The following is a 22,422-nucleotide window of genomic DNA, read 5'->3' on the forward strand; positions in this document are numbered from 1 at the left end:
GTGAATGAATGTGAAGCTGAGACTGAAATTATATGGTGTAAATATTCATTGGACAATGCATAACGACATGGTTCCATTTTTATAAAAATAGTTCCCTGCCAGTGGATGATGTTGGTATTTGCTAGGGCAAAGTAAAACCACTGTATCTATTGAACCGCTCAAAGCAGGTTTTGGCGCACTTTTTAGCTTTTCACCCGAGCTACCGCTTTAAGCCACATTTGGTATAAATGTTGACGTTGCTCCTCTTTGAGGTTTGGGGTAAAGGTGTACTGGCAACGCCACATGTTGGCTATTTCATCGATAGTCTGGTACACCCCAGCTTTATAACCGACTAAGTAGGCTACGCCTAGTGCTGTGGTTTCGATGATTTCAGGTCGGCCAACTTTGGCGTCCAGTATGTCGGCCAAAAACGACAACATCCAATCGTTTACCACCATTCCTCCGTCGACCCTTAGTTCCGTAGGTCGTAAACCATCTCGCTCCATCGCTTTTTGTAAGTCCTTGGTTTGATAGCAAACCGACTGAATGCCTGCGGTAACGATTTCCCTAATACCTGAATCTCGGGTTAAGCCCAAAATGGCGCCCCTTGCATTAGGGTCCCAATAAGGGGCACCTAAACCGGTGAACGCGGGTACCAAAAACACGCCATGGTCAAGTGGCATATCGGCGATAAGCGACTCTGTTTGTTCGGCGCAGTCGATAACTTTTAACCCATCTCGTAACCATTGAACGGTGGCGCCAGCGATAAAAATGCTGCCTTCTATGGCATAAGTCGTTTCGCCATTAAGACGATACGCAATAGTGGTTAGGAGGCGATTTTTAGATTTTAATGCCTTCTGCCCCGTATTTAGGATTAAAAAGCAACCGGTACCGTAGGTACTTTTGGCCATGCCTTGGCTAAAACACGCTTGCCCAACCAAGGCCGCTTGTTGATCGCCAGCAACCGCCATAATGGGAATTGCTTGGCCAAAGAGAGCGCTGGCGGTGACGCCAAAATCATCGGCGCAGTCCATTACCTGCGGCAAAATAGTGTTCGGTATATCAAATAGCTGCAAAAGTTCAGGATCCCACTGTTGATTGTGGATATTAAATAACATGGTGCGAGAGGCGTTGGTGGCGTCGGTTTTATGATGTTTACCAGCGGTCAAATGCCAAATTAAAAAACTGTCGATAGTGCCAAACGCCAACTCATTGTTTAACGCTTTTGCCCGGCAATTAGGCACATTGTCCAATAGCCATTTTATTTTGGTTGCTGAAAAGTAGGAATCGATGATGAGTCCAGTTTTATCATTCACTAATTGCGCAAGATGAGGCGAGGTAATGGCTTTACAATAATCAGCAGTACGTCGGTCTTGCCATACAATGGCGGGGTACACGGGCAGGCCAGTGGCTTTATCCCATATCACCGTTGTTTCACGTTGATTTGTGATGCCAATGCCTAAGATGTCGCTTGCTGTCAGGTTTTGCTGTTGTAGTACGTCTTTACAGGTGCTAATAACTGAGTCCAGTATTTCCATGGGATCATGCTCTACCCAGCCATTTTTAGGAAAGTATTGGTTAAATTCACGTTGGGCGGTGGCGTGTATTTTGCCTTCTAAGCTAAACAAAATCGCGCGGGTGCTGGTGGTTCCCTGGTCAATACTTAAAATATATTTACTCATCTTCTTGTTGCCCTATGTGCGTGCTACTTTAGCGCGAATGTTTATTTTTTTTACTCACTACTTTGTTAATAAGCATAATCTTAAAACACCGATTATTCCTTAAAAGTCGTAATTATTACAGCGACTTAAAATGCATTTTTAGGGCTGGTGAAAGTACTCCAAATGAAAATCCTCGCTTTATTTATGCTGCCTTAATCTGGCCAAGTATTATCAACGTATGACTTTATACAATTTACTTATTTCGCACTATGCTAAGTAATATAGGGTGAAATGTTGGGTGGCTAATGCAAATAAATACCGAGCTATTTGATGTTGCGATCATTGGTGGCGGGATCAATGGGGCAGGAATCGCGGCCGATGCGGCAGGGCGAGGTTTGTCCGTCGCATTAATAGAACAAAACGATCTAGCCAGTGCCACGTCTTCTAATAGCAGTAAGCTCATACACGGGGGGCTGCGCTACCTTGAGCAATATGAATTTAAGCTGGTAAAAGAAGCTCTAGCTGAGCGTGAAGTATTGCTAAATATTGCCCCTCATATTATTACCCCATTACGTTTTATGTTGCCCCACCAACCGCATCTAAGACCTGCTTGGATGATTCGTTTGGGGTTGTTTTTGTATGATCATCTTGCCAGCCGGAGCTCGCTTGCTGCATCCAAGTCCATTGTTATAGAACCCGATTCGCCTTTGGTAAGTGACATTACCAAGGGCTTTGAGTATTCTGATGCATGGGTTGATGATGCTCGTTTGGTGCTGTTAAATGCCAAAATGGCAAGTCAACACGGTGCTAAGGTTCTCACTCATACTCAGTGTATAAAGGCACAAAGAGTTAATAGCCAATGGCAAATTCGTCTGAAAGATATGAACACCATGCAACAAACATCGATTGGGGCTAAAGCGCTGGTTAATGCAACGGGTCCATGGGTTGCCAGTCTCTTTGATTCGGCTTTGTCTTTACCTTCGCCCAAACAAGTTCGTTTGGTCAAAGGCAGTCATATTGTTGTGCTTAAACTACACAATGACAAGCAGGCCTATATTTTGCAAAATGAAGATAACCGCATTGTCTTTATTTTACCTTACGAGCAATATTTTACTCTTATCGGTACGACCGACGAAGATTACCAGGGGGATCCGGCAAAATGTCGGATGTCAGAGCAAGAGCGTGACTACCTGATCAATATCAGTAATCGCTATATGAAACGCAAGATAACACCAGCCGATATTGTTTCCAGTTTTAGCGGGGTTCGGCCTTTGTTGTTTGAACAAGGCGTAAGTGCCCAAGATGTTACCCGCGACTACACCTTAACCTTAGATGCAAAGACAAATCAGGCACCATTGATGTCGGTCTTTGGAGGCAAAATCACAACGTATCGAAGCTTGGCAGAACAAGCTGTAAATCAATTGTCTCAATTTTTTAGTCATATAAAAGGGCCGTGGACTAAAGATTGTCGTTTACCTGGAGGCGATATTGAATCCTTAGATAGCTTCATCCGCACGTTATATCGACAGTATCCTTGGCTTGATAAAGCCCTATTACAACGCTTTGCCAGAACCTATGGCAGTTTGACTTATCAGCTGCTAGAACATGCCCATTCGATAGAGGACATGGGTGAGTTATTTGGTCATGATTTATTTGCTCGCGAAGTCGCCTATTTAATCGATCACGAATGGGCATGTAGCGTTGAAGATATCTTGTGGCGACGCACCAAGGTTGGCCTGTTTATCAATAAGCGCCAACAGCAAAAAATTGAGCAATACATTTCTCACTACCTAAAGCTAAGACTACCTCAGCAAGCTCAAGCATGAGTGGCTTAACAACACTCAAAGGCGCCAGTTAAGGCGCCTTTGTTCAATTTATTTTGACTAAAAAGAGGACGCTGTTTCGCACCTATTTAAAAGATCTTTCCTGTGGGGCGGATGTTGGCAGGATCTACTCGACGTGGGGTGATGCTACCGTTACTTAATCCTAAGGTCGATGTTGCTAATTGCTCGACAACCAAATGGAACGAGTCTAAATCTAAGCTACTGATATCATCTGAGACACTATGATAGTACTTATCTTTATCAAGTTGAGTACTTGAAAAACTGTGTGCGGGAACTCCTAGACGGGCTAAAGTAGCGTTATCTGAGCGATAAAACAGTTTTTGCTCAGGGTATGGGTCGGGGTAAATTTCGATGTTTTTATCTTTTAACTGGGCGTTTAAAAGGGTGCGTAAATCGGACTTATCAGGGCCTGTCATCCAGATGGTGCCGGCGCCAAATTTAGACGGTTTACCAATCATCTCGATATTGATCATAGCAACAATTGAATTCGGGTCGAGTTGCTCGGAAAAGTATTTAGAACCATAACCGCCAATTTCTTCCGCAGTAAAAGCGACAAACATGAGCGTGCGTTCATTATTGTTTTGTTTGGTAAAATATTCGGCTAAATTGATCACCGCAGCGGTTCCTGAGGCATCATCGTCAGCCCCGTTAAAAATAACATCACCCTCACCGCCAGGATTTAAGCCTAAGTGATCATAATGAGCAGAATAAATCACCACTTCATTTGGTTTGGATTTCCCTGGTAACACACCGATGACATTGGTTAGCTTTCGTTGCTGTTTAGTGGTAGTCCCTTGAATATTAAAAGTCTCTAGCTTGGTTTCACTGGTCAGAATTAAGACCATGGCTGCATCATCGTTAGCGTTTTGGGTGCGAATACCTTCGGCTAAAAAATCTTGGATCCGGCTAAAAAAAGGTGCATGGGCAGGATGTACCAGCAGCAACTGTTGGCCACCCATTGCATTGGCGTTAAACAAAGCGTCTCTAAAATTTGTATCTGCGCCAATAACACTCACCGTGATATCGTCGACCGATTGCCAGTTAACTGAGGCTTGGGTGGCTGCAAAAGCGATATCTTTTGATCCTATCTCTCGACCGTTTAGCTTAACGCTAATTGAAGTTGGAGCAATATCGGTAAGCTCAAAGGTTTGTTTAAAATCGGTAAGTTGATTAAACGGAGTCAAACCAATGTGTTTAAAGCGGTCGTTGATGTAGTTTGCTGCTTGATCTATTTCGGCTGAAAAGGTTTGACGGCCATTTAGCTCATCACTGGCTAAAAAGGTAAGATCATCTATCAATTGATCTTTATTGATATTAGCAAACGCATTTGAACACCATATTAAACTGCTGAACAAACACACTATTTTTCTTTTTATTGTCATATTAGGTTCCGTATTGTCTCTGGGGTATGCTCGAAATCGACATAAACCTGATCGATTATTGCATAATATCGACAGCGCAGAAACTTAATATGTAATATCACTTCAAAGGGTGAGTTTTAAAGGTTTTTATTCTCGCTGAGTGAGCAAAAACTTAGTGGAATTGGTATACGCAGATATTAATGACAAGAAGGACCATGATAAACGTCATCATCATGGATTCTTAGAATGGTCTAAAGGCTGCTAGTAGATGACATTAATACCACTGTCTTTAAACACCAACTCCAACGCTTTCATCGTTGCTTTTGAAGGGGGGGAAATCCCCTCTAATTCATATTTTTCGCCAAACTCTGCCCATTTATATTCCCCCAAAGAGTGATAGGGTAGGAGTTCAAGGCGTTCAATATTTTTCATTGGCGCGATAAAATCTGCTAACATTTTTGCCGAAGGCATGTCGTCACTGTAGCCAGGAACCACCACATAGCGAGCCCATGTGGGTTTATTAATGTCTTGTAGGTGCTTAGCAAACGCAATCGCATACCGATTGCTGACTTTGGTTAAGTCGATATGGGTTTTATCTTGCATTTGTTTTAAATCCAACATCACCAAGTCGGTTACCGCAAGTAAATCATCAATACGCTTGTTGTGATTTTTTACAAAGCCATTGGTGTCTAAACAGGTATGAATGCCTTCAGCCTTACAACGTTTGAATAACTCGGTGACGAATTCGGCTTGCAATGTTGCTTCACCACCTGATGCCGTAACACCACCGCCATTGGCTCTAAAAAAGTGCTTATAGGGCAGGATTTCTTCCATCATTTGGTCAACTGTTTTAACCTCACCGGCATCTTCATCCCAACTGTCACGATTATGACAGTACTTGCAGCGCATTAGGCACCCTTGCATAAATACAATAAAGCGAATGCCTGGTCCGTCAACGGTACCACATGTTTCTATCGAATGAATTCTGCCTTCCAGCATTTTTTCTGCCTATGTTGAATATTGTTCATTGTACGAATACGAATACAAATTGGCTTAATAAAAGGTTAAAAATGTATTCGTATTGGTACAAGTTTAGTTGTTTTGGTTTGATTAAAAAAAGAGGCGGCTAATGCCGCCTCTTGCAATAAACGGTTCTATTACATTTTTTCAGTAAATGTACGGTTTACAACGTCTTGTTGTTGCTCTGGGGTTAGCGAGTTAAAACGAACAGCGTAACCAGAAACACGAATAGTCAGTTGCGGGTACTTCTCTGGGTTATCAATAGCATCTAATAGCATATCACGGTCTAACACGTTTACGTTAAGGTGTTGGCCACCCTCACGAGTTTGGTTATTGTAGAAGTAACCATCCATTAGGCTTGCTAAGTTAGCACGTTTGCTTTGATCTGTCTTACCAAGAGCGTTAGGTACCATAGAGAAGGTATAAGAGATACCATCTTGTGCGTACTTGAATGGTAGTTTTGCAACCGATGTTAATGATGCAAGAGCACCTTTGGTATCGCGACCGTGCATTGGGTTAGCGCCTGGCGCAAATGGGGTACCGGCTTTACGACCATCTGGCGTAGAACCTGTTTTCTTACCATATACCACGTTAGAAGTAATCGTAAGTACCGACTGAGTTGGACGAGCACCACGGTAAGTTGGGTTCTTCTGAACCTTCTTCATAAAGTCTTCAACTAGTTCACAAGCGATATCATCTACAGCGGCTTCGTTGTTACCAAATTTAGGGAAGTCACCTTCGATTTCAAAGTCAACAGCAATACCGTTTTCGTCACGGATTGGTTTTACTTTCGCGTGTTTAATCGCTGACAAACTGTCTGCGGCTACTGACAGACCTGCAATACCACATGCCATTGTACGACGTACTTTACGATCGTGAAGTGCCATTAAAGCGGCTTCATAACTGTGTCTGTCATGCATGTAATGGATGCAGTTTAGGGCCGTGACGTATTGTTTCGCTACCCAATCTGTCATGATGTCGAAGTTTTCTTTCACTTGGTCGTAGTCTAAGTACTCACTGTCAATTACCGGTAGTTTAGGACCAACTTGAATTTTTAATTTTTCGTCCATACCGCCGTTGATGGCGTATAACAGTGCTTTACCTAAGTTTGCGCGAGCCCCAAAGAATTGCATTTGCTTACCAATAACCATAGGGCTAACGCAACATGCAATACCATAGTCGTCAGAATCTAAATCTGGACGCATTAAGTCGTCGTTTTCGTACTGGATTGACGAGGTATCAATAGATACTTTTGCACAGTACTCTTTAAACCCTTGTGGTAAACGCTCTGACCACAGAACCGTAAGGTTTGGCTCTGGGCTTGGTCCCATGGTGTATAGCGTATTCAAGATACGAAAGTTTGACTTAGTGACCAAAGTACGACCGTCAAGACCCATACCACCGATGGACTCTGTAGCCCAAATAGGATCACCTGAGAATAACTCATCGTATTCAGGTGTACGTAAGAAACGAACCATACGTAATTTCATGACTAAGTGGTCAATCATTTCCTGAGCTTTTTCTTCGTTAATGATGCCTTTAGCAAGATCACGCTCAATGTAGATATCTAGGAAAGACGATACGCGACCGAAAGACATTGCCGCCCCGTTTTGAGACTTAATTGCCGCTAGGTAACCAAAGTATGTCCATTGAATCGCTTCTTGTGCATTGGTCGCTGGTTTTGAAATATCGAATCCGTACTTCTGAGCCATCACTTTCATGGCCGCAAGTGCACGGTGTTGATCTGAAACTTCTTCACGACCACGAATTACTTTGTCTAAGTCTTCGCTGGTTTGCGCGTTATAAAGTGCTTCTTCCATTAATTTATGTTGAGCAACTTTATCAGCCATTAAGAAGTCGATACCGTATAGAGCAACACGACGGTAGTCACCAATGATACGACCACGTCCGTATGCATCAGGAAGACCGGTGATAACGCCAGACTTACGACACTTAAGAATATCGCCGGTGTAAACATCGAATACACCTTGGTTGTGAGTCTTTTTGTATTCAGAAAAGATTTTATTAACTTCAGGATCCAGCTCTTTACCGTAGACTTTACAGCTGGTTTCAACCATCCGAATACCACCGTTACAGATGATACCGCGTTTTAGAGGGGCGTCGGTTTGCAAACCAACAATGGTTTCTAGGTCTTTGTTGATGTAACCAGCGTCATGTGAAGTGATGGTAGACGGGTTGTCTGTATCAAAATCAATAGGTGCTAAAGTCGCATTTTCTTTTTTGATGCCTTCAGCAACAACGTTCCATAACGTATTTGTTGCTTCAGTAGCACCAGCTAGAAAGCTTTCATCGCCTTCATACGGAGTGTAGTTCTTTTGAATGAAATCACGAACGTTAACTTCTTCTTGCCATTTTCCAGGAGTAAAATCGCTCCACGCGTTTGTCTTACTATCACTAACCATAACGGTCTCCAAAAAATTTAAGAAAATAAGTTGAAATAAGTACTGCGTTAAACGAGTGAACAAACTCAACTATATTTATTTTAGTCAATCATTTGATGACTAAAATTTCGAAACTTGTGTATTGAAAATTCTTGCTGTAATTAAATTTCTTTATTTACGTTTTTTCAATCTCTATGTAATGCATTGTAGTAAAATTACATAAAGAAATCTTGTTTTATGACAAAAAAAATCGGCTTTTTTAGTTGCCTATTTGTAACTTTATCTTGCCGTCTTGTTTTTGCTTAAGTCTTTATTTTTATTGGTTTTGGTTGTTGTTTTGATCCAGATCAAAGTTGTTCTAATAAAGCGTTGTATTTTGCCGTAAATCGGTTGTTTGACGGTAAGTTGATTTATGTAATTAAATTACATGCATTGAAAGGCAAATTACAATCTTTGCTGTAATTTTAACCAAAAAATTTATCATAGACAGGTTTAAATTGTAAATAGCGTAATTTTATCGAAATTGGCGGTTGATTTGTTACATGGTCAAGTTATGGGATTGGTATTTATCCCATGTCCTAGGAGAAAATATGTTTTTGGTGATTTCAGACATTCATGGTTGCATCACATACTTGCAACAGGCATTAAATAAATTTGAGCAAGGCCAATATCGCAATATATTATTATTGGGCGATGTGCTAAATCACGGACCTAGAAACCCTTTGGTCGATGTCTATGATCCAAAAGCCTGTATTGCTCTACTAAACCAATATGCCGACAAAATTGTTGCTGTTCGTGGCAACTGTGACGGTGAAGTCGATCAAATGGTGCTAAATTTTCCCTTACTGTCGGATATGGCGGTATTGATGTTGTCAAATCACCGAGTAATTTTAAGTCATGGTCATTTATATAATAAGGATGCAAACGATACTTTCTTTGCCCGTGGTGATGTCTATTTATCAGGCCATACTCATATCCCTAGAGCCGAATACCTAGAACAAAAATACTTATTAAACCCAGGTTCTATTACCTTACCTAAAGGCGGTTATAAACACAGTTATGGGGTGTTGACGAATGAAGGTTTTTCGGTCTTTGATTTAGCAGACGCTTTGATTTGCGAAATTGCTTTCGAGTAATTGTCGGCAATCTCGCAATATACGGCTAACCACTAATGTAAATGGATAATGGCATGTTCATCGACTTGATTCAGACAATGTTTAAGCGCCTCTAAGTCACAATCAACCGGAACGTGTAAATCGAAAGAAGCGCTAAACATACTTTGGCCTAAGTCGGCAACAGCAACTCTATTAGCATCCATTTTGTCTATATCAATGTACTTTTGCTGGAGGACATTTGAGATATCTTGTACTAAACCGTAACGGTCTTTAGATTCAAAGGTGAGGTTCATTAACTTGGTACCTTCGCTTAATTGGACGACTTCGTTAAATACCGATGTACAACCTTGTTGCGAGCTAAAAAAGCGCTTAAGCTCATCAACATTCTCTTTCGGGATATCGATTTTAATCAGAGCAATAAATTGCCCGCCCATTTGGTTCACTTTTGAATTGAGCCAAAGGCCGTCGAGTTGATGCGTTTTTTCTGCTAATGCGTGCATAATACCGGAGCGTTTTGTTCCGTATATTGTTGCAATAAATTGAACATTCATGTTGTCGTCTCCTTCTTAAAACAATACCGCCAGAAGGCGGTATTGTATGTCATTACTAAAGTAAAGCGGGCACACCCGGTAACATGCCAACCGCTAACATTGCGATTAAGCAAATCACAAAGGCTAAGCCTGGAATAACAATTCGATCCGCAAAAGACAGCTTTTTAGCTCTTTCTTTATCACCAATTAAGCCATTGTTATCAAGTAGCATGGTCAGTGACCAAGCTAATACTGGATTGGCAACAAACGCAGCAAAAATACAAATCCCAGCAGACTGTGCATCTTTGGTTGCTTTAACCATTTGCAGACCGGCTTCAAGTAAAGGCAAAAATACGCCCACTAACAGCGCAATCGCCATGACGGGTTTCCAAACCGCTACGTCCATCGGATAACCGGCAATCGCTACAATGATACAAAGCGTGCCTAACAAAATCGCACCGGCAGGAATTGGGCGTTTTGCTATTGCGGCAGGGATCATATAGGTACCCCATGAAGAGGTAATATTACCACCACCTACTGCGGTTCCGACAATTTGACGAAATGAACACGTGGTCATTGTGTCATCCACATCCATTAATACTTTATCGGTACCTTTAGGGTAGTTAAGCTCTTGGAAAATACGGTGTCCTAAAAAGTCAGGCGACCACATCGCAACCGCTAAAATGGCAAACGGTAGTGAAGCGATAAAATGGCTTAAGTTTGGTAAACCAAGCATCCAGCCCTCTGTTGTGCTACCCCACCAGTAAACTGGATTTAGATTGGGAATACCAGGTGCGGTGACAAATTGTAAGTCTAAGCCGGCGCCAAATAAAAAGGCGATAATAATCGACACAATGGAACACAGCGGGATCGCCAGCCAGCGTTTACCAATGCGAGCTAAAAATGAGTATAAAACAACATTAGCGACTAAAATAATAAAGGCAACATGACTCAAACTGTAGTCTAGGCTATGTTTGCTTTGTAAGTCACCAGCCCAAGTAAATAAAGACTGGATTTGACTGGTTGCGCCGCCAAAGCCGAGAAAGACCAACAGACCCCCAGCAACCCCATCACTGGTGAGGTTAACAAGCCTTGATCCCCCTTTAAAATAACTGAGCAAAAGCCCGAAAACGCCCAGTAATATGGCTAATGCAAGAGGGTGAGCACCAGCTAGAGCGATGGCACCAATTAATGGGATCATGGGGCCGTGGTTACCCGCTAAGTTGGCTCTTGGGTTAATTAAGCCTGAGCTGATAATACAAAATAATAAGGCAGGAATAAGCATTTCTACCCGAACAATTGAAATAGCAAACTCCGCGCCTAAAGATACGTGATCCCACCTTTCACTTAAGCCAGCGGCCCAAGCTGACATAACGGCTGAATACATCACGGTAATACCGATGGTACCTGCAATGGCGGGCACTAAATCTTCCCATTCAAAATTAAAGTCACGTCCAGGTAGGTTTAACCCCCAACGACGTGGTTTCATAATTTTGAGTTCGTTATCTAAATAGTCTGAACGACTGGCAAATTCATTAGCAGGGCGGTGCGCTTCGCGGTAGGATTTTTCCGCCTCAGCTTCATGCTGCTGTACCGTTTGATTCTCTTGCATCTTTGCTCTCAAATTGTTTGTACATGCCTACATAGGCTTTTGATAGATCATTTAGCAATAAGCTGATAAACCCAGCTTCCACTAATTTATGTGATTATTGTAGACGATGAGATGATAAAGAAAGTGTTTTACATCAAAGAATGGATAAAAAAGATCATTTTTCTTGTCTTGACCTAAATTTAATCAAAAATAATCCCTTAATGGCGTAATTTTACGAGATTTATCAGTGGATTAGTCATGGCTTTTTTGTTGCACATACCAAAGATTTGCATACAGGCCATTTTTTTCTAATAGCTGTGCATGAGTACCTTGCTCTTTTAGCTCTCCCTTATCAAGTACGAGAATTTTATCGGCATCGACTATGGTTGAAAGCCGATGTGCGATAACCAAACTGCTTACGCCTTGTGAAAGCTCTCTTAGGGTTTCCATAATGGTGCGCTCTGAATGAGTATCAAGGGATGATGTGGCTTCATCAAAAACCAGAATGGGAGGTTGTTTTAACATGGTTCTTGCTATGGCTACTCGTTGTTTTTCACCTCCGGATAATTTCAATCCGCGTTCACCAACGACCGTGTTTACGCCTTCTGGCAGGCGAGTAATAAACTCGGTTAAGTGGGCATGTTCAATGGCTTGCATCACCTCAGCATCGGAGGCATCGACTCGACCGTAGCGTACATTTTCCAGAATAGAATCATTAAAGAGCACGGTATCTTGTGGCACGATGCCAATGCTTTTGCGAAGAGATAAGAAGTCGACGTGTTTGATGTCTTGGCCATCAATAGAGATACGCCCCGATTGTGGGTCGTAAAAGCGAAATAACAGTTTAACTAAGGTGGATTTACCGCTACCGCTTTCGCCAACAATAGCCACTTTTTCTCCAGGTTGAATACTAAAGCTTAAATTGTCGATGATTTTACGTTGTGGCTGATAATAAAAGCCGATGTTGTCAAATCGAACCCGTCCTTGTGTTACGATTAATGGGCTAGGATTTTTTGTTTCTGTGACCTTAGGTTTAATTGACAGGAGGTTAAACATCAGCTCAATATTGGCTAACGACCCTTTCATTTCTCGATAAACAAAACCGAGAAAATTTAATGGCAAAAAGATTTGCATCATAAAGGCATTAATTAAGACAAAATCGCCCAAAGTCATGCTGTTATTTTTTACGTTTATTGCCGCTAATAACATCATTAATGTCATCGAAACACTAATAATAAGAGCCTGACCTGAATTAAGGGCAAAAACTGACAGTCGATTTTTTCGTTTAGCTTGTTCCCAATCCGCCAACTGTTGGTCATATCGGTTCGCTTCAAATTGCTCATTGGTAAAATATTTTGTGGTTTCAAAATTGATCAAGCTATCAATGGCTTTAGAGTTACTGGCAGAGTCGGCACGATTCATCTCGCGAACAAAACGGGTTCGCCATTCTGTCGCAATGACCGAAAAAGCAATATAACAGCCAATGGCTGTAAAGGTGATAAGAGCAAAGTAGGGGCCATAGTTACTCCATAAAATCACAATAACCAGAGCGATTTCAATTAAGGTTGGAACAATGTTAAAGACCATAAAGCGCATTAGAAAATTAATGCCAGAGGTACCTCGTTCAATGTCTCTTGATAAACCACCGGTTTGTCGGTCTAAATGAAAAGCTAAATCTAAGGCATGTAAATGCTGAAAAACGTTTAAGCCAATACGTCGTATCGCACGTTCGGTAACCCGACCAAAAAGCGTGTCTCTTAACTCGCCAAAAAGCACATTTGAAAAACGAACTAAGCCATACGCGATGATCAAAGCTATCGGCGTTAGGGCAACAATAGGCACACTGGCATTACCCTCTAAGCCATCGACCGTATACTTGAGTAAGAAAGGTAAGCCGACACTCGCGATCTTAGCGAAAATCAAACAGGCAAGCGCCATCAGTACCCGATTCTTATATTCTAATAAATAAGGCAGTATTTTTTTTATGATTTGCCAATTAAAACCTTTGATATCGGTATCGGGGTAATGTCTAGAGCGCATAAACGTCAATTTAATAAGGGTTTTATTGAGCATACATCATCGCTTTGGTGAAGGCGAAAGAATTGACCTTGAGAATGACCAAAACGATTAAAAAATGGGGAGGAGTTTCGCTCGGATTAGATTAAAAAACCGGTGGCAGATGCGACCGGTTTTTACATTCTAAAATGATGTTAATAATAAAAATCATCGTGATTGTGAATCTGCGGGTCATCGACTATTTCTTCAATACCAACTTCAAATTTGTGATTGTCGATGACATCGGTTAAGTAAATGGTTTGGGTTGCACCATCTACCCAAGTAACAGTTCCACAGCCTTTATGGCTACCACAGACCATGCCAATACGGATTTTATCTAGATCCATGTATCCTCCTATATTGTCTGCAGGGTAGTTTTTAGACAGCATCAAGCGAGGTAAGTTCATCACTTAACTCGCTTGGCTTGGTCTTTGGAGTGGATATAGAGACTACTCTGCGGTTGCAGAGGTTTCGCCGGTTGCCGCCAACATTGCGCGTCTTGAGCTATCAAGCTTGGCCAGCAGCGTTGCGGCGTGCTGATTAAACTCGGCTTGATATTTTTTCTCTATCGGTTGTGCATCCGGTAACTTAACGGTACGTGGGTTGCGATGAACACCATCTAAAACAAACTCGTAGTGTAGATGAGGTGCTTGCGATAAACCTGTGGAGCCAACATACCCAATGATTTGCCCTTGCTTTACACGTTGACCTTTTTTTACCGCGCGTTTAGAAAAGTGCAAATATTTGGTCACAATATTATTGGCGTGTTGAATAAACACATAGTTGCCATTGTATTTATTATACGTCGCCGCAATAACACGGCCATTACCAGCGGCTTTTACCGGAGTCCCAGTAGGAGCGCGGTAATCGACGCCATTATGCGCTTTTACCCGTTTTAGGATGGGATGATAGCGTTTGGGCTTAAAGTTTGAACTAATGTATTGAAAGCTCACTGGTGCCCGTAAGAACGACTTACGCATGCTCTTACCTTCAGGGGTGTAAAACTCACCATCTTTGAAGCGAATCGCCTGAAAAACCTCACCTTGGTTGATAAACTCGGCGGCTAAGATATTACCTTCACCGGCAAATTCACCATCAACATAATTTTTTTCATACATCACGCTAAAGCTATCGCCTTCACGAATATCTAGGGCAAAATCGACATCCCAGCCAAAAATATTGGCGAGATTCATGATTTGGCTATCGCTCATACCCGCTTGCGAGCCGGCGTTCCAAAAGTTGCTGGTGATCGTAGCCTGAGCGTAATCTACACGAGTTTCAATTTGCTTTTCTTCAATATGGCTAGAAAAGCCAGTGTCATTGGCCACTACGTGTAAAACGTCAGTCATACTCAGGTCGTATTTTATAGCCGCTAAATGACCATTATCGTCGCTGGCAAAAGATAACACATCACCGACTTTTAGATTGGTGAGTTGTTTACCGTGTTCGGTGTGGGTAATGTCATAGGTTTCTTTGGCCGTAAAGCCAAAATCAGCCATGATTTTGCCTAACGAGTCGCCACGTTGAACCGTGCTGGTTTGCCAACTTATCGGATCATCTGCCGGTTCAACGTCCTCTTTTGGCGTCGTTACCTTGATCTGATCTTGTTGTGGCACCTCTAGGGTGTAAACTTTACCTACTTCTATCGCATTTTTTCCACTGACACGGCTCGCAGAGGCCGGATCTGAGGGTAAAATAAGCAAAAAAAGTAAAAATAAGCTACTAGCAGCGATTAAAATTCGATGCTTAAGAGGCAATTCTAAAAATATATTCTTTAACTTATTCAATGTTTTATAACTTTTTTAGTGGAAAAATCCGATTTAACAAAGGGTAACTATATCAAAAAATACAAAAAGCAAACAACCCTAGGGTTTTATCTCAACTGTAATTTAAAGTAGAATTCGGTAATTTATTTAATATGTTGACCAATAGTAGGGCGAAAAAATGACGGATATAAAGCAAGCGTTTGCAGAAATCAAACGTGGTGCGGAAGAAATTTTACTAGAAGATGAATTACTGGAAAAATTGAAAACGGGCAAACCACTAAAAATTAAAGCGGGTTTTGATCCAACAGCACCGGATCTGCATTTAGGCCACACGGTTTTGATCAACAAAATGCGTCAATTTCAACAATTAGGGCATGAAGTTATTTTCCTTATTGGTGATTTCACCGGGATGATTGGTGATCCAACGGGGAAAAACGTTACCCGTAAGCCATTATCACAAGAAGATGTATTAGCAAATGCTGAAACCTATAAAGAGCAAGTATTTAAAATCTTAGATCCGGCTAAAACCAAAGTGGTATTTAACTCCACATGGATGGAGAAACTAGGCTCAGCTGGGATGCTCAAGTTGGCTTCTCGTCAAACGGTTGCCCGCATGATGGAGCGTGACGACTTTAAAAAACGTTACAAAGATGGTCAGGCGATTGCTATTCATGAATTTATGTATCCTCTGGTTCAAGGTTGGGATTCTGTAGCCCTAGAAGCTGATGTTGAATTAGGTGGTACCGATCAGAAATTTAACTTGTTAATGGGTCGTGAATTACAAAAAGCAGAGGGTCAACGTCCACAAACTGTATTAATGATGCCACTACTTGAAGGTCTAGATGGCGTGCAAAAGATGTCTAAGTCTTTGGGCAACTACATTGGTATCACCGATTCACCAAATGATATGTTTGGTAAAGTGATGTCAATTTCAGATGATTTAATGTGGCGTTACTTTGACTTACTAAGCTTTAAAGACATTGAACAAATTAATGAATACAAAGAACAGGCAGCCAACGGCGCTAATCCAAGAGATTTTAAAATTGAGCTAGCCAAAGAATTGATTGCCCGTTTTCATGATCAAGAAGCGGCTACTGCAGCCCATCAGGAATTTATTAATCGATTCCAAAAAGGTGCCGTGCCTGATGACATCAAAGAGCTAACGTTAGCAACCGACGATGGCACCATTGGCATCGCTAACCTACTTAAAGATGCTGGTTTAGTGGCAAGTACGTCAGAAGCTATGCGCATGATCAAACAAGGCGCGGCTAAAATTGATGGTGAAAAAGTTGGCGATACTAAGTTGGTTTGTGAAGCCGGTACAACCGCCGTTTACCAGGTCGGTAAGCGTAAATTTGCTAAGGTTACTTTAAGCTAACTGCTTAACTCGATATCATAAAAGCCAGTCATCGACTGGCTTTTTTATTGTTATTTATCGTAAAGTGATAGGACGATAAATAAAATGTTATGTCTATGATTCGAATATTTTTTTGCTTACCTATCTTTGCTCTTGTTTATTTAGTTGGCTGTGCTTCGCCTGCCCCAGTGCATATTCAGGACCATAACTTTAATAGCATTAAAACCTACAGCTTATTTGCACGCGCTTCCAAATTTAATGAAATACAAGCACTCAGCGATTACCAACGCAACCGGATAGAGTTGGCGATAGAACGCACGATGGAAGAAAAAAACTATGCCTATGCACCAGTGGCAAATGCCGATGTGATTGTCAGTTACTTTTTAGTAAGGGACTCTACTGAGGATTTTATTAAGTACAATAAGTTAGTGCAGGCTTGTTTAGGCTGTAGTAAACAAAAGCTTGCCAAACAACATCACAAAATCAAACCCCAAACCTTGGTTCTTGATGTGTTAGATAATGATAGCCAGCGCAGTGTTTATCGGAGCTACACTTCCCTAAAAACAGAATTAAAAAATACCAGTGACGAAAATCAGCAAATTATTATGCAAGCGGTCGATAAAATGTTAATGAATTTTCCGCTTGGAAAATCGCAATAAAACAAGACAGTGATATACTATCGCACAATTTTATAATTTTACTATATAACGTTAAGAGACTATATGAGCTTACCAAATGATGAAACCGGATCTGTATTAGCTGAAATGATCGAGGCCGGCATCGATTTAGCGCAACCAATGCGGGTGGAGTATTTCCAGTTGTTTGAGCAAGAACAAAATGCCCGAGCGCTGGCGGAACATATTAAGCAAACCATGCCCGATGTTGTGGTCAAGGTTCATCCTGACCAAACACCGCAAGTCTGGGATGTGGATTGCACTCTAGTTATGGTGCCAAGTTATGACAATATCGTGCAAAAAGAGCAGGAATTTGAAAAGCTTGCGCGTCAGTTTGACGGCTATAACGATGGCTGGGGTGTGCAAATCGACGATTAATCGGCCCTAGTTTGACGCAAAAATCATTTACTGTCTTGTGGGTCATCGTCAAAATGAAAGGCTGGTAGCGATATTTTCCAATAAATACCTGCCAGTCGTAATAACAAGCCAACAATAATCGCAACGACTCCTGCCAACGGTTCTGCAAGACCTATTTTAATTAGCCCTACGTATAGTGTTGCGCACACGATTGCGGCAACAGCATAAATCTCTTCTTGTAAAATCAATGGGATACGGTTGCAGATAATATCTCTTAACATCCCGCCCACAACCCCTGTTATGGTGCCCATAATGACCGCAGTGATAAAGTCATGCTCATACACTAAGGCTTTTTGCGCCCCTAAGACGGCAAAAAATACCAAGCCAAAAGCATCGGCTACTAATAAAGAGCGTCTTGGCACTAATTTAGGTTGGCGAACCAGAACAATAGTGCACAATGCTGTGAGTACTATCACCACGATGTACTCGCTATTTAAGGTCCAAAAAACGGGTAAACCTAAAATGACATCCCTAAGGGTACCGCCACCAACAGCCGTCACGGATGCCAACACAATTACGCCAAACGGGTCAAGACGATACCTGCCGGCAACGAGCGCACCAGAAATCGCAAATACGATCACCCCAAGGATATCAATAAGGTAGACAAAAGCACTGACCGATAAGGTTTGAAATAACAATGAAGTGACCTTAAGCTTTATACCTAGTGTGTTTTATGCGGCAGTTCGACAGCGTTCCAACCTAACATGTCACCGGTTAAATGACTGACATGGTTAAAGCCATTGGCTTTAAGAATATCGATAGCGATTTGGGCTCGACGACCGGAGCGACAATACACCACAATATTTTTGTCCTTGTACTCTGCTATTTGCGACAACTTTTCGGGCAACAGGGTGTGAGAGATGTTTTTCGCCCCAGGAATATGTTGATTGTTATATTCTTCTTCGGTGCGCACATCTAGAAGTAAGATGTCTTCGTTGGTTGCTTGTAACGCCAGTAACTGCGCTTTACTGACTTCGGCTTCGAGTTCACTTACTTGAGCAAGGGCGATATTGATGCAAGTGGTTAAAAGCCAAGACAAGGTGATAATAATTATGTTTTTTTTCATCTGAAATATCCGTAAATGTAGACCACACATAGCAACTATAGCAGTTGCCAAAAAAAAGTGTCTGATTTACATCAGACACTTTTTTCAGTTAAAGGTTGTTATTTTTTAACTCATTTAGCATGTTTATAACCAGCTTTGATGAGTTAATGGATGCGGTTTCTAGGTACGCTTCAAACGAGGTAGGCGATTCCTTACCGGCAATATCTGACATCGATCGAATGACCACAAATGGCACCCCCATTTGGTGACACGTTTGAGCAATAGCCGCACCTTCCATTTCAACCGCCGCCATAGTGGGGAAATTTGAGCGGGCTTTGGCGATGTCATCATCTTTGGTCATAAAGGTATCGCCCGTGGTGATTAACCCAGTTAAGGTTTTGATCCCTTCAAGCTTGTCGATACCTGCTTGTGCCGCTTCTACTAAAGTTGGGTGTGGTGTAAATCCAGCAGGCATCCCTGGTAACTGACCAATTTCATAACCAAATGCGGTTACATCGGCATCGTGATGGCGAACATCATTACTGATAACAATATCACCAACCACCAGAGATTGTTCAAAACCACCGGCCGATCCCGTATTTACGATGTAATCTGGGGCGAATTTATCAATCATTAGGACGGTTGCAATTGTTGCCGCCACTTTACCAATACCAGATTGCACAAGAACAATGTCGTTGCCATCAATAAGACCTGTATAAAAGGTGAAGTTGGCGTGCTGGTGCGTTTCAAGGTTTTCAAGTTTGGCTTTTAAAATAGCCACTTCCGGCTCCATAGCGCCGATAATACCTGCTTTCATAAGGGAGACTCTGTCAATAAAAATTATCGCAATTATAAACTAAATCGTGTTGTTGACTGAATCAAAATTGCAGAAAAATTAAAATCAATCAATGTAATATTTTAATTTTGGGCGTTGGCTATCATGGTCAAATCTAACCGATAGCTTAGTCTGATTTAGGTTTTAATATGTGGCTTCTTGTCGCCGGTTTGATCCGACACGTTTGTATGGCTGCAAACATATGAGCAATAATGGGGCTCGGTTCTTTTTGATGATTGTCCAAAAAATAACAATGCCCCTTTAAATCGAAATGGTTATTAAAGTCATCGCAATCCACTTCGTATACATTTTTAGGTAACTTAGTCAAATCCTCTGGCCCCGTCATTCCCAATCTTCTCGACGCTGTTTTATTTTTTATATTGGCCAATTTCGAAGCCGGCATTGCCAAGTCATCACTGGCGTAGTAAACAACAAGGTTTCTTGTTGAATCAACTATGTACCGACCGGGCTCTGACTTTTCTAAGACATCATTTTCAACATCGGCGGCAATCATAAACACATTTCTAAAAAGCTGCGGCATATTACCTGCGCAATAGTGGCTGGCCCAATGCGCTAAGGCATTTTTAAGAACTCTATTGCCCATTGAGTGGGCGATAACATTAATACGTTTTAAACAGGGTGTTTGCTGTTGAGATTTTTCTCGACGCCAATCGTCAAATTTCCCCAGCAAACGGGCGAACGAAGAACCACTGGCATCGGCGGCTTGTTGATCGTCCCAATAATCATCAATAATGGCGACTTTTGCGTCATCATCACATGGCCAAATAATTGGTATGACATAAACTAAATCAGGCGTCGTGCGGTTGAGTAAATCTTGTAATTTTGCGGCATTTTGAAACACATCTGGTTCCATATTGTTGTTAAAACCGTGCAAATAAAACAACAGTTGAGTGTTTTCTGGAAGTTCTTTAAGCGTTTGAAAAAATGCCGGTGACATAATTTCGGTATATTGGTTGATGTCTTCACGAAAGCAAAAATACAAAGATTGAGAAACCGTTGTATTATCGTAATTGAAGCTAATTTTGCGCCCTTTTCTCGATCTCTGCGATTGTTTTGGGGTTCTATTGGTTATAAACAGCATATTATCTCCTTTACATGCTTTGGCCCCAATCTACATTGAGCGTGTGAATAATAAATCTGGCTAAATATCTAAGTCCTTAATATTTATAGTATAATCGTGAAATCAATTGTTGCATGTTATTTACACTAACAGTAATGATAGGTTGATAAATTGCTCGATTGTCGCTTTTTTGAGCTAAAACCGAGCTTATTGAGGTGTAGTTGTACTTATATCAGGTGGTTGCACTTTGTCGAAAATAATGGCGGCAACAGTCGCTTAAAGTGGCCTAATGTTTTGTAAAATATAACTTTATATTGGTTATTTGGATTTTTTATCAATAGGCCAAGGTTTATAAGCTAAAAGTATTAAAGCGATAAAATTCATTACGGGCACCAGAAAAAACAGACCGAATTGGCCTTTAAATCCTGCTCTGGTAAAGACTCGCCAGCCGGCAAAACCAATAATCGACCATATCAGCAAGGTGACTAAAATAGACATCAATTACGCTCCTCGTAGTTTGGCCATTTAGCAAATGCTAAATACACTAAAAACACTAGGTTTAGAGCCGGTAACCAAAAGACATATTTTGGGGTGTCAATAAATCCTACTTTATTGCATATTTTCTCAATGGCATGACCGGAGGTAAGCCAAGCGAAAATAGCGATCAAAATTTCAATGATAACCACGTATTATCTCCCTATGTTAGTGGTAACTGTGTTTGTTATAAATCGTTGGTGAAAATCGAGTCAAAAGATGTTTGTAAAAAGTGACATATAAGAGCCAAATCAGTATTCGTTTATACGAGGCTAATACCCCATATTAACGTGAAAAATTACTTTTAATCAACGGATTATATTTTCTTTCAAAGAAACAAGACGGGACTTGAAAGGTGGAAATAATAAAAAACCGCCCGAAGGCGGTTTGAATTTCATTTAGCGGCTCTAGCTTATGCCGGATAGGCGTTCTTTAGGCCTTGATATACTTGCTGTTGAAAATCTTGTGCAGTGGTATCTAATTGCGAGACCAAATTGGCAAGTACTTCGTTGTCTTCTTTACCAGCCCAAACTTTGATGTATGTGCCTTCTTTGTAGCCATGATCTTGGCGGAAAAAATTTAGCGTGTTTTTGCCAACGTATTGTCTGAACAATTCGTTTAAGTCCATATTCATTAGGGTCATACAAGCAGCGAAACTTTTACCGTCGAAGGCTTTATTGCTAACGGCTGCTGAGGCTAAGTCTTCAAGAGCCAGTTTAAAGTCAGTGTAATCATGACTTTGGGCAAGCTCGTTGGCTAATTCTTTGGCGATAATGTCAGTGTTTGGTTCCGTCATTAGACGCAAACTTAAACCAAAGTGAAAAATATCAACCAACTCTAATTGTACTTGTGGTACATCACACTCTTGATGTTTCCACCACTTCCAACCGTGGTGATCTAGCATTTCGGCACATTCTACCCATATGGCGCGATACCATTCGTAGCCATTGTCACGCCAAGTCTGGGATACGCGAGAATTCATCGCATCCTGCATGCTTAGCATTTGAGAAATTTGATTGATTGCTGTAGATAGTTCAGACATGTTTCGCCTTTGTTGGGTTTGTTATTGTATTCATTAATTGCTGGCTATTGTGCCAGAAAAAAACGGGATGCACTAGTGAGTTATGGTCTCGAAAAAATCGCCTTTAGGTAAAG

Annotated in this window: 21 protein-coding genes; 5 read left to right on the forward strand and 16 right to left on the reverse strand. The window is 41.4% G+C overall.

The genetic code is table 11. The annotated features are described in order from the left end of the window. Positions 1-182: 182 nt before the first annotated feature. The gene (gene glpK / locus ACAY00_RS01160; RefSeq protein ID WP_371376086.1) at positions 183-1,661 is read right to left on the reverse strand and encodes a glycerol kinase GlpK; all 1,479 of its coding nucleotides are present in this window, start codon (positions 1,659-1,661) and stop codon (positions 183-185) included. 284 nt (positions 1,662-1,945) lie between these two features. Here glpK and glpD point away from each other — a divergent pair, with 284 nt between their 5' ends. After that, on the forward strand, positions 1,946-3,466 hold the full coding sequence (glpD, locus tag ACAY00_RS01165; protein WP_371376089.1) for a glycerol-3-phosphate dehydrogenase: 1,521 nt from the start codon (positions 1,946-1,948) through the stop codon (positions 3,464-3,466). Positions 3,467-3,552: 86 nt separating this feature from the next. On the opposite strand, the gene ACAY00_RS01170 is transcribed toward glpD, so the two are convergent. The 3 genes from ACAY00_RS01170 to pflB all read right to left on the reverse strand — a co-directional run bounded on the left by ACAY00_RS01170 (position 3,553) and on the right by pflB (position 8,288). Then, complete coding sequence (locus ACAY00_RS01170) at positions 3,553-4,866, reverse strand: M20/M25/M40 family metallo-hydrolase (RefSeq protein ID WP_371376092.1); 1,314 nt, start codon at positions 4,864-4,866, stop codon at positions 3,553-3,555. Between the two features lie 240 nt (positions 4,867-5,106). Then, positions 5,107-5,844, reverse strand: coding sequence for a pyruvate formate lyase 1-activating protein (gene pflA / locus ACAY00_RS01175; RefSeq protein WP_371376094.1), 738 nt, complete (start codon positions 5,842-5,844; stop codon positions 5,107-5,109). A gap of 158 nt (positions 5,845-6,002) precedes the next feature. Continuing rightward, positions 6,003-8,288: a formate C-acetyltransferase gene (gene pflB, locus ACAY00_RS01180; RefSeq protein ID WP_371376097.1), complete on the reverse strand. Its 2,286-nt coding sequence runs from the start codon at positions 8,286-8,288 to the stop codon at positions 6,003-6,005. Between the two features lie 569 nt (positions 8,289-8,857). On the opposite strand from pflB, the gene yfcE reads away from it, so the two are divergent. Then, complete coding sequence (yfcE, locus tag ACAY00_RS01185; RefSeq protein ID WP_371376100.1) at positions 8,858-9,403, forward strand: phosphodiesterase; 546 nt, start codon at positions 8,858-8,860, stop codon at positions 9,401-9,403. A 32-nt stretch (positions 9,404-9,435) separates the two neighbouring features. On the opposite strand, the gene ACAY00_RS01190 is transcribed toward yfcE, so the two are convergent. From ACAY00_RS01190 to ACAY00_RS01210, 5 genes are all read right to left on the reverse strand, one after another. After that, entirely contained in the window at positions 9,436-9,933 is a 498-nt protein-coding gene (locus ACAY00_RS01190; RefSeq protein WP_371376103.1) for a glycine cleavage system protein R, read from the reverse strand. Between the two features lie 55 nt (positions 9,934-9,988). Beyond that, positions 9,989-11,524, reverse strand: coding sequence for a DUF3360 family protein (locus ACAY00_RS01195; protein WP_371376106.1), 1,536 nt, complete (start codon positions 11,522-11,524; stop codon positions 9,989-9,991). 231 nt (positions 11,525-11,755) lie between these two features. Beyond that, the gene (locus ACAY00_RS01200; RefSeq protein WP_371379483.1) at positions 11,756-13,543 is read right to left on the reverse strand and encodes an ABC transporter ATP-binding protein/permease; all 1,788 of its coding nucleotides are present in this window, start codon (positions 13,541-13,543) and stop codon (positions 11,756-11,758) included. Positions 13,544-13,713: 170 nt separating this feature from the next. Next, complete coding sequence (locus tag ACAY00_RS01205; protein WP_371376109.1) at positions 13,714-13,905, reverse strand: hypothetical protein; 192 nt, start codon at positions 13,903-13,905, stop codon at positions 13,714-13,716. Between the two features lie 102 nt (positions 13,906-14,007). Then, a complete protein-coding gene (locus ACAY00_RS01210; RefSeq protein WP_371376112.1) occupies positions 14,008-15,345 on the reverse strand; it encodes a peptidoglycan DD-metalloendopeptidase family protein in 1,338 nt (445 codons plus the stop codon). A gap of 157 nt (positions 15,346-15,502) precedes the next feature. Between ACAY00_RS01210 and tyrS the strand changes: the two genes are divergently transcribed. The 3 genes from tyrS (at position 15,503) to ACAY00_RS01225 (ending at position 17,733) form a co-directional block, all read left to right on the forward strand. Continuing rightward, positions 15,503-16,702, forward strand: a complete 1,200-nt coding sequence (gene tyrS / locus ACAY00_RS01215; protein ID WP_371376115.1) for a tyrosine--tRNA ligase — start codon at positions 15,503-15,505, stop codon at positions 16,700-16,702. Between the two features lie 95 nt (positions 16,703-16,797). Continuing rightward, entirely contained in the window at positions 16,798-17,340 is a 543-nt protein-coding gene (locus ACAY00_RS01220; protein ID WP_371376121.1) for a DUF4136 domain-containing protein, read from the forward strand. 63 nt (positions 17,341-17,403) lie between these two features. Further along, complete coding sequence (locus ACAY00_RS01225) at positions 17,404-17,733, forward strand: ribonuclease E inhibitor RraB (protein ID WP_371376124.1); 330 nt, start codon at positions 17,404-17,406, stop codon at positions 17,731-17,733. 23 nt (positions 17,734-17,756) lie between these two features. Here the strand turns inward: ACAY00_RS01225 and ACAY00_RS01230 are convergent, their stop codons facing one another. The 7 genes from ACAY00_RS01230 to ACAY00_RS01260 all read right to left on the reverse strand — a co-directional run bounded on the left by ACAY00_RS01230 (position 17,757) and on the right by ACAY00_RS01260 (position 22,309). Next, on the reverse strand, positions 17,757-18,410 hold the full coding sequence (locus tag ACAY00_RS01230; RefSeq protein ID WP_371376126.1) for a trimeric intracellular cation channel family protein: 654 nt from the start codon (positions 18,408-18,410) through the stop codon (positions 17,757-17,759). A gap of 23 nt (positions 18,411-18,433) precedes the next feature. Beyond that, the gene (locus ACAY00_RS01235) at positions 18,434-18,838 is read right to left on the reverse strand and encodes a rhodanese-like domain-containing protein (protein WP_371376129.1); all 405 of its coding nucleotides are present in this window, start codon (positions 18,836-18,838) and stop codon (positions 18,434-18,436) included. An 88-nt stretch (positions 18,839-18,926) separates the two neighbouring features. After that, entirely contained in the window at positions 18,927-19,634 is a 708-nt protein-coding gene (mtnN, locus tag ACAY00_RS01240; RefSeq protein WP_371376132.1) for a 5'-methylthioadenosine/S-adenosylhomocysteine nucleosidase, read from the reverse strand. Between the two features lie 145 nt (positions 19,635-19,779). Then, positions 19,780-20,754 carry an alpha/beta hydrolase gene (locus ACAY00_RS01245; protein ID WP_371376134.1) on the reverse strand — a complete coding sequence of 325 codons (975 nt, stop codon included), beginning with the start codon at positions 20,752-20,754 and terminating at the stop codon, positions 19,780-19,782. 297 nt (positions 20,755-21,051) lie between these two features. Beyond that, entirely contained in the window at positions 21,052-21,231 is a 180-nt protein-coding gene (locus tag ACAY00_RS01250) for a hypothetical protein (protein ID WP_371376136.1), read from the reverse strand. After that, positions 21,231-21,419, reverse strand: coding sequence for a hypothetical protein (locus ACAY00_RS01255; RefSeq protein WP_371376139.1), 189 nt, complete (start codon positions 21,417-21,419; stop codon positions 21,231-21,233). Before ACAY00_RS01255 ends, ACAY00_RS01250 begins: the two co-directional genes overlap by 1 nt. Positions 21,420-21,679: 260 nt before the next feature. Beyond that, positions 21,680-22,309, reverse strand: a complete 630-nt coding sequence (locus ACAY00_RS01260; RefSeq protein WP_371376141.1) for a dUTP diphosphatase — start codon at positions 22,307-22,309, stop codon at positions 21,680-21,682. Between the last annotated feature and the right edge of the window lie 113 nt (positions 22,310-22,422).

Origin of the sequence: Thalassotalea sp. 273M-4 (assembly GCF_041410465.1) — a bacterium.
GTDB lineage: Bacteria > Pseudomonadota > Gammaproteobacteria > Enterobacterales > Alteromonadaceae > Thalassotalea_A > Thalassotalea_A aquiviva.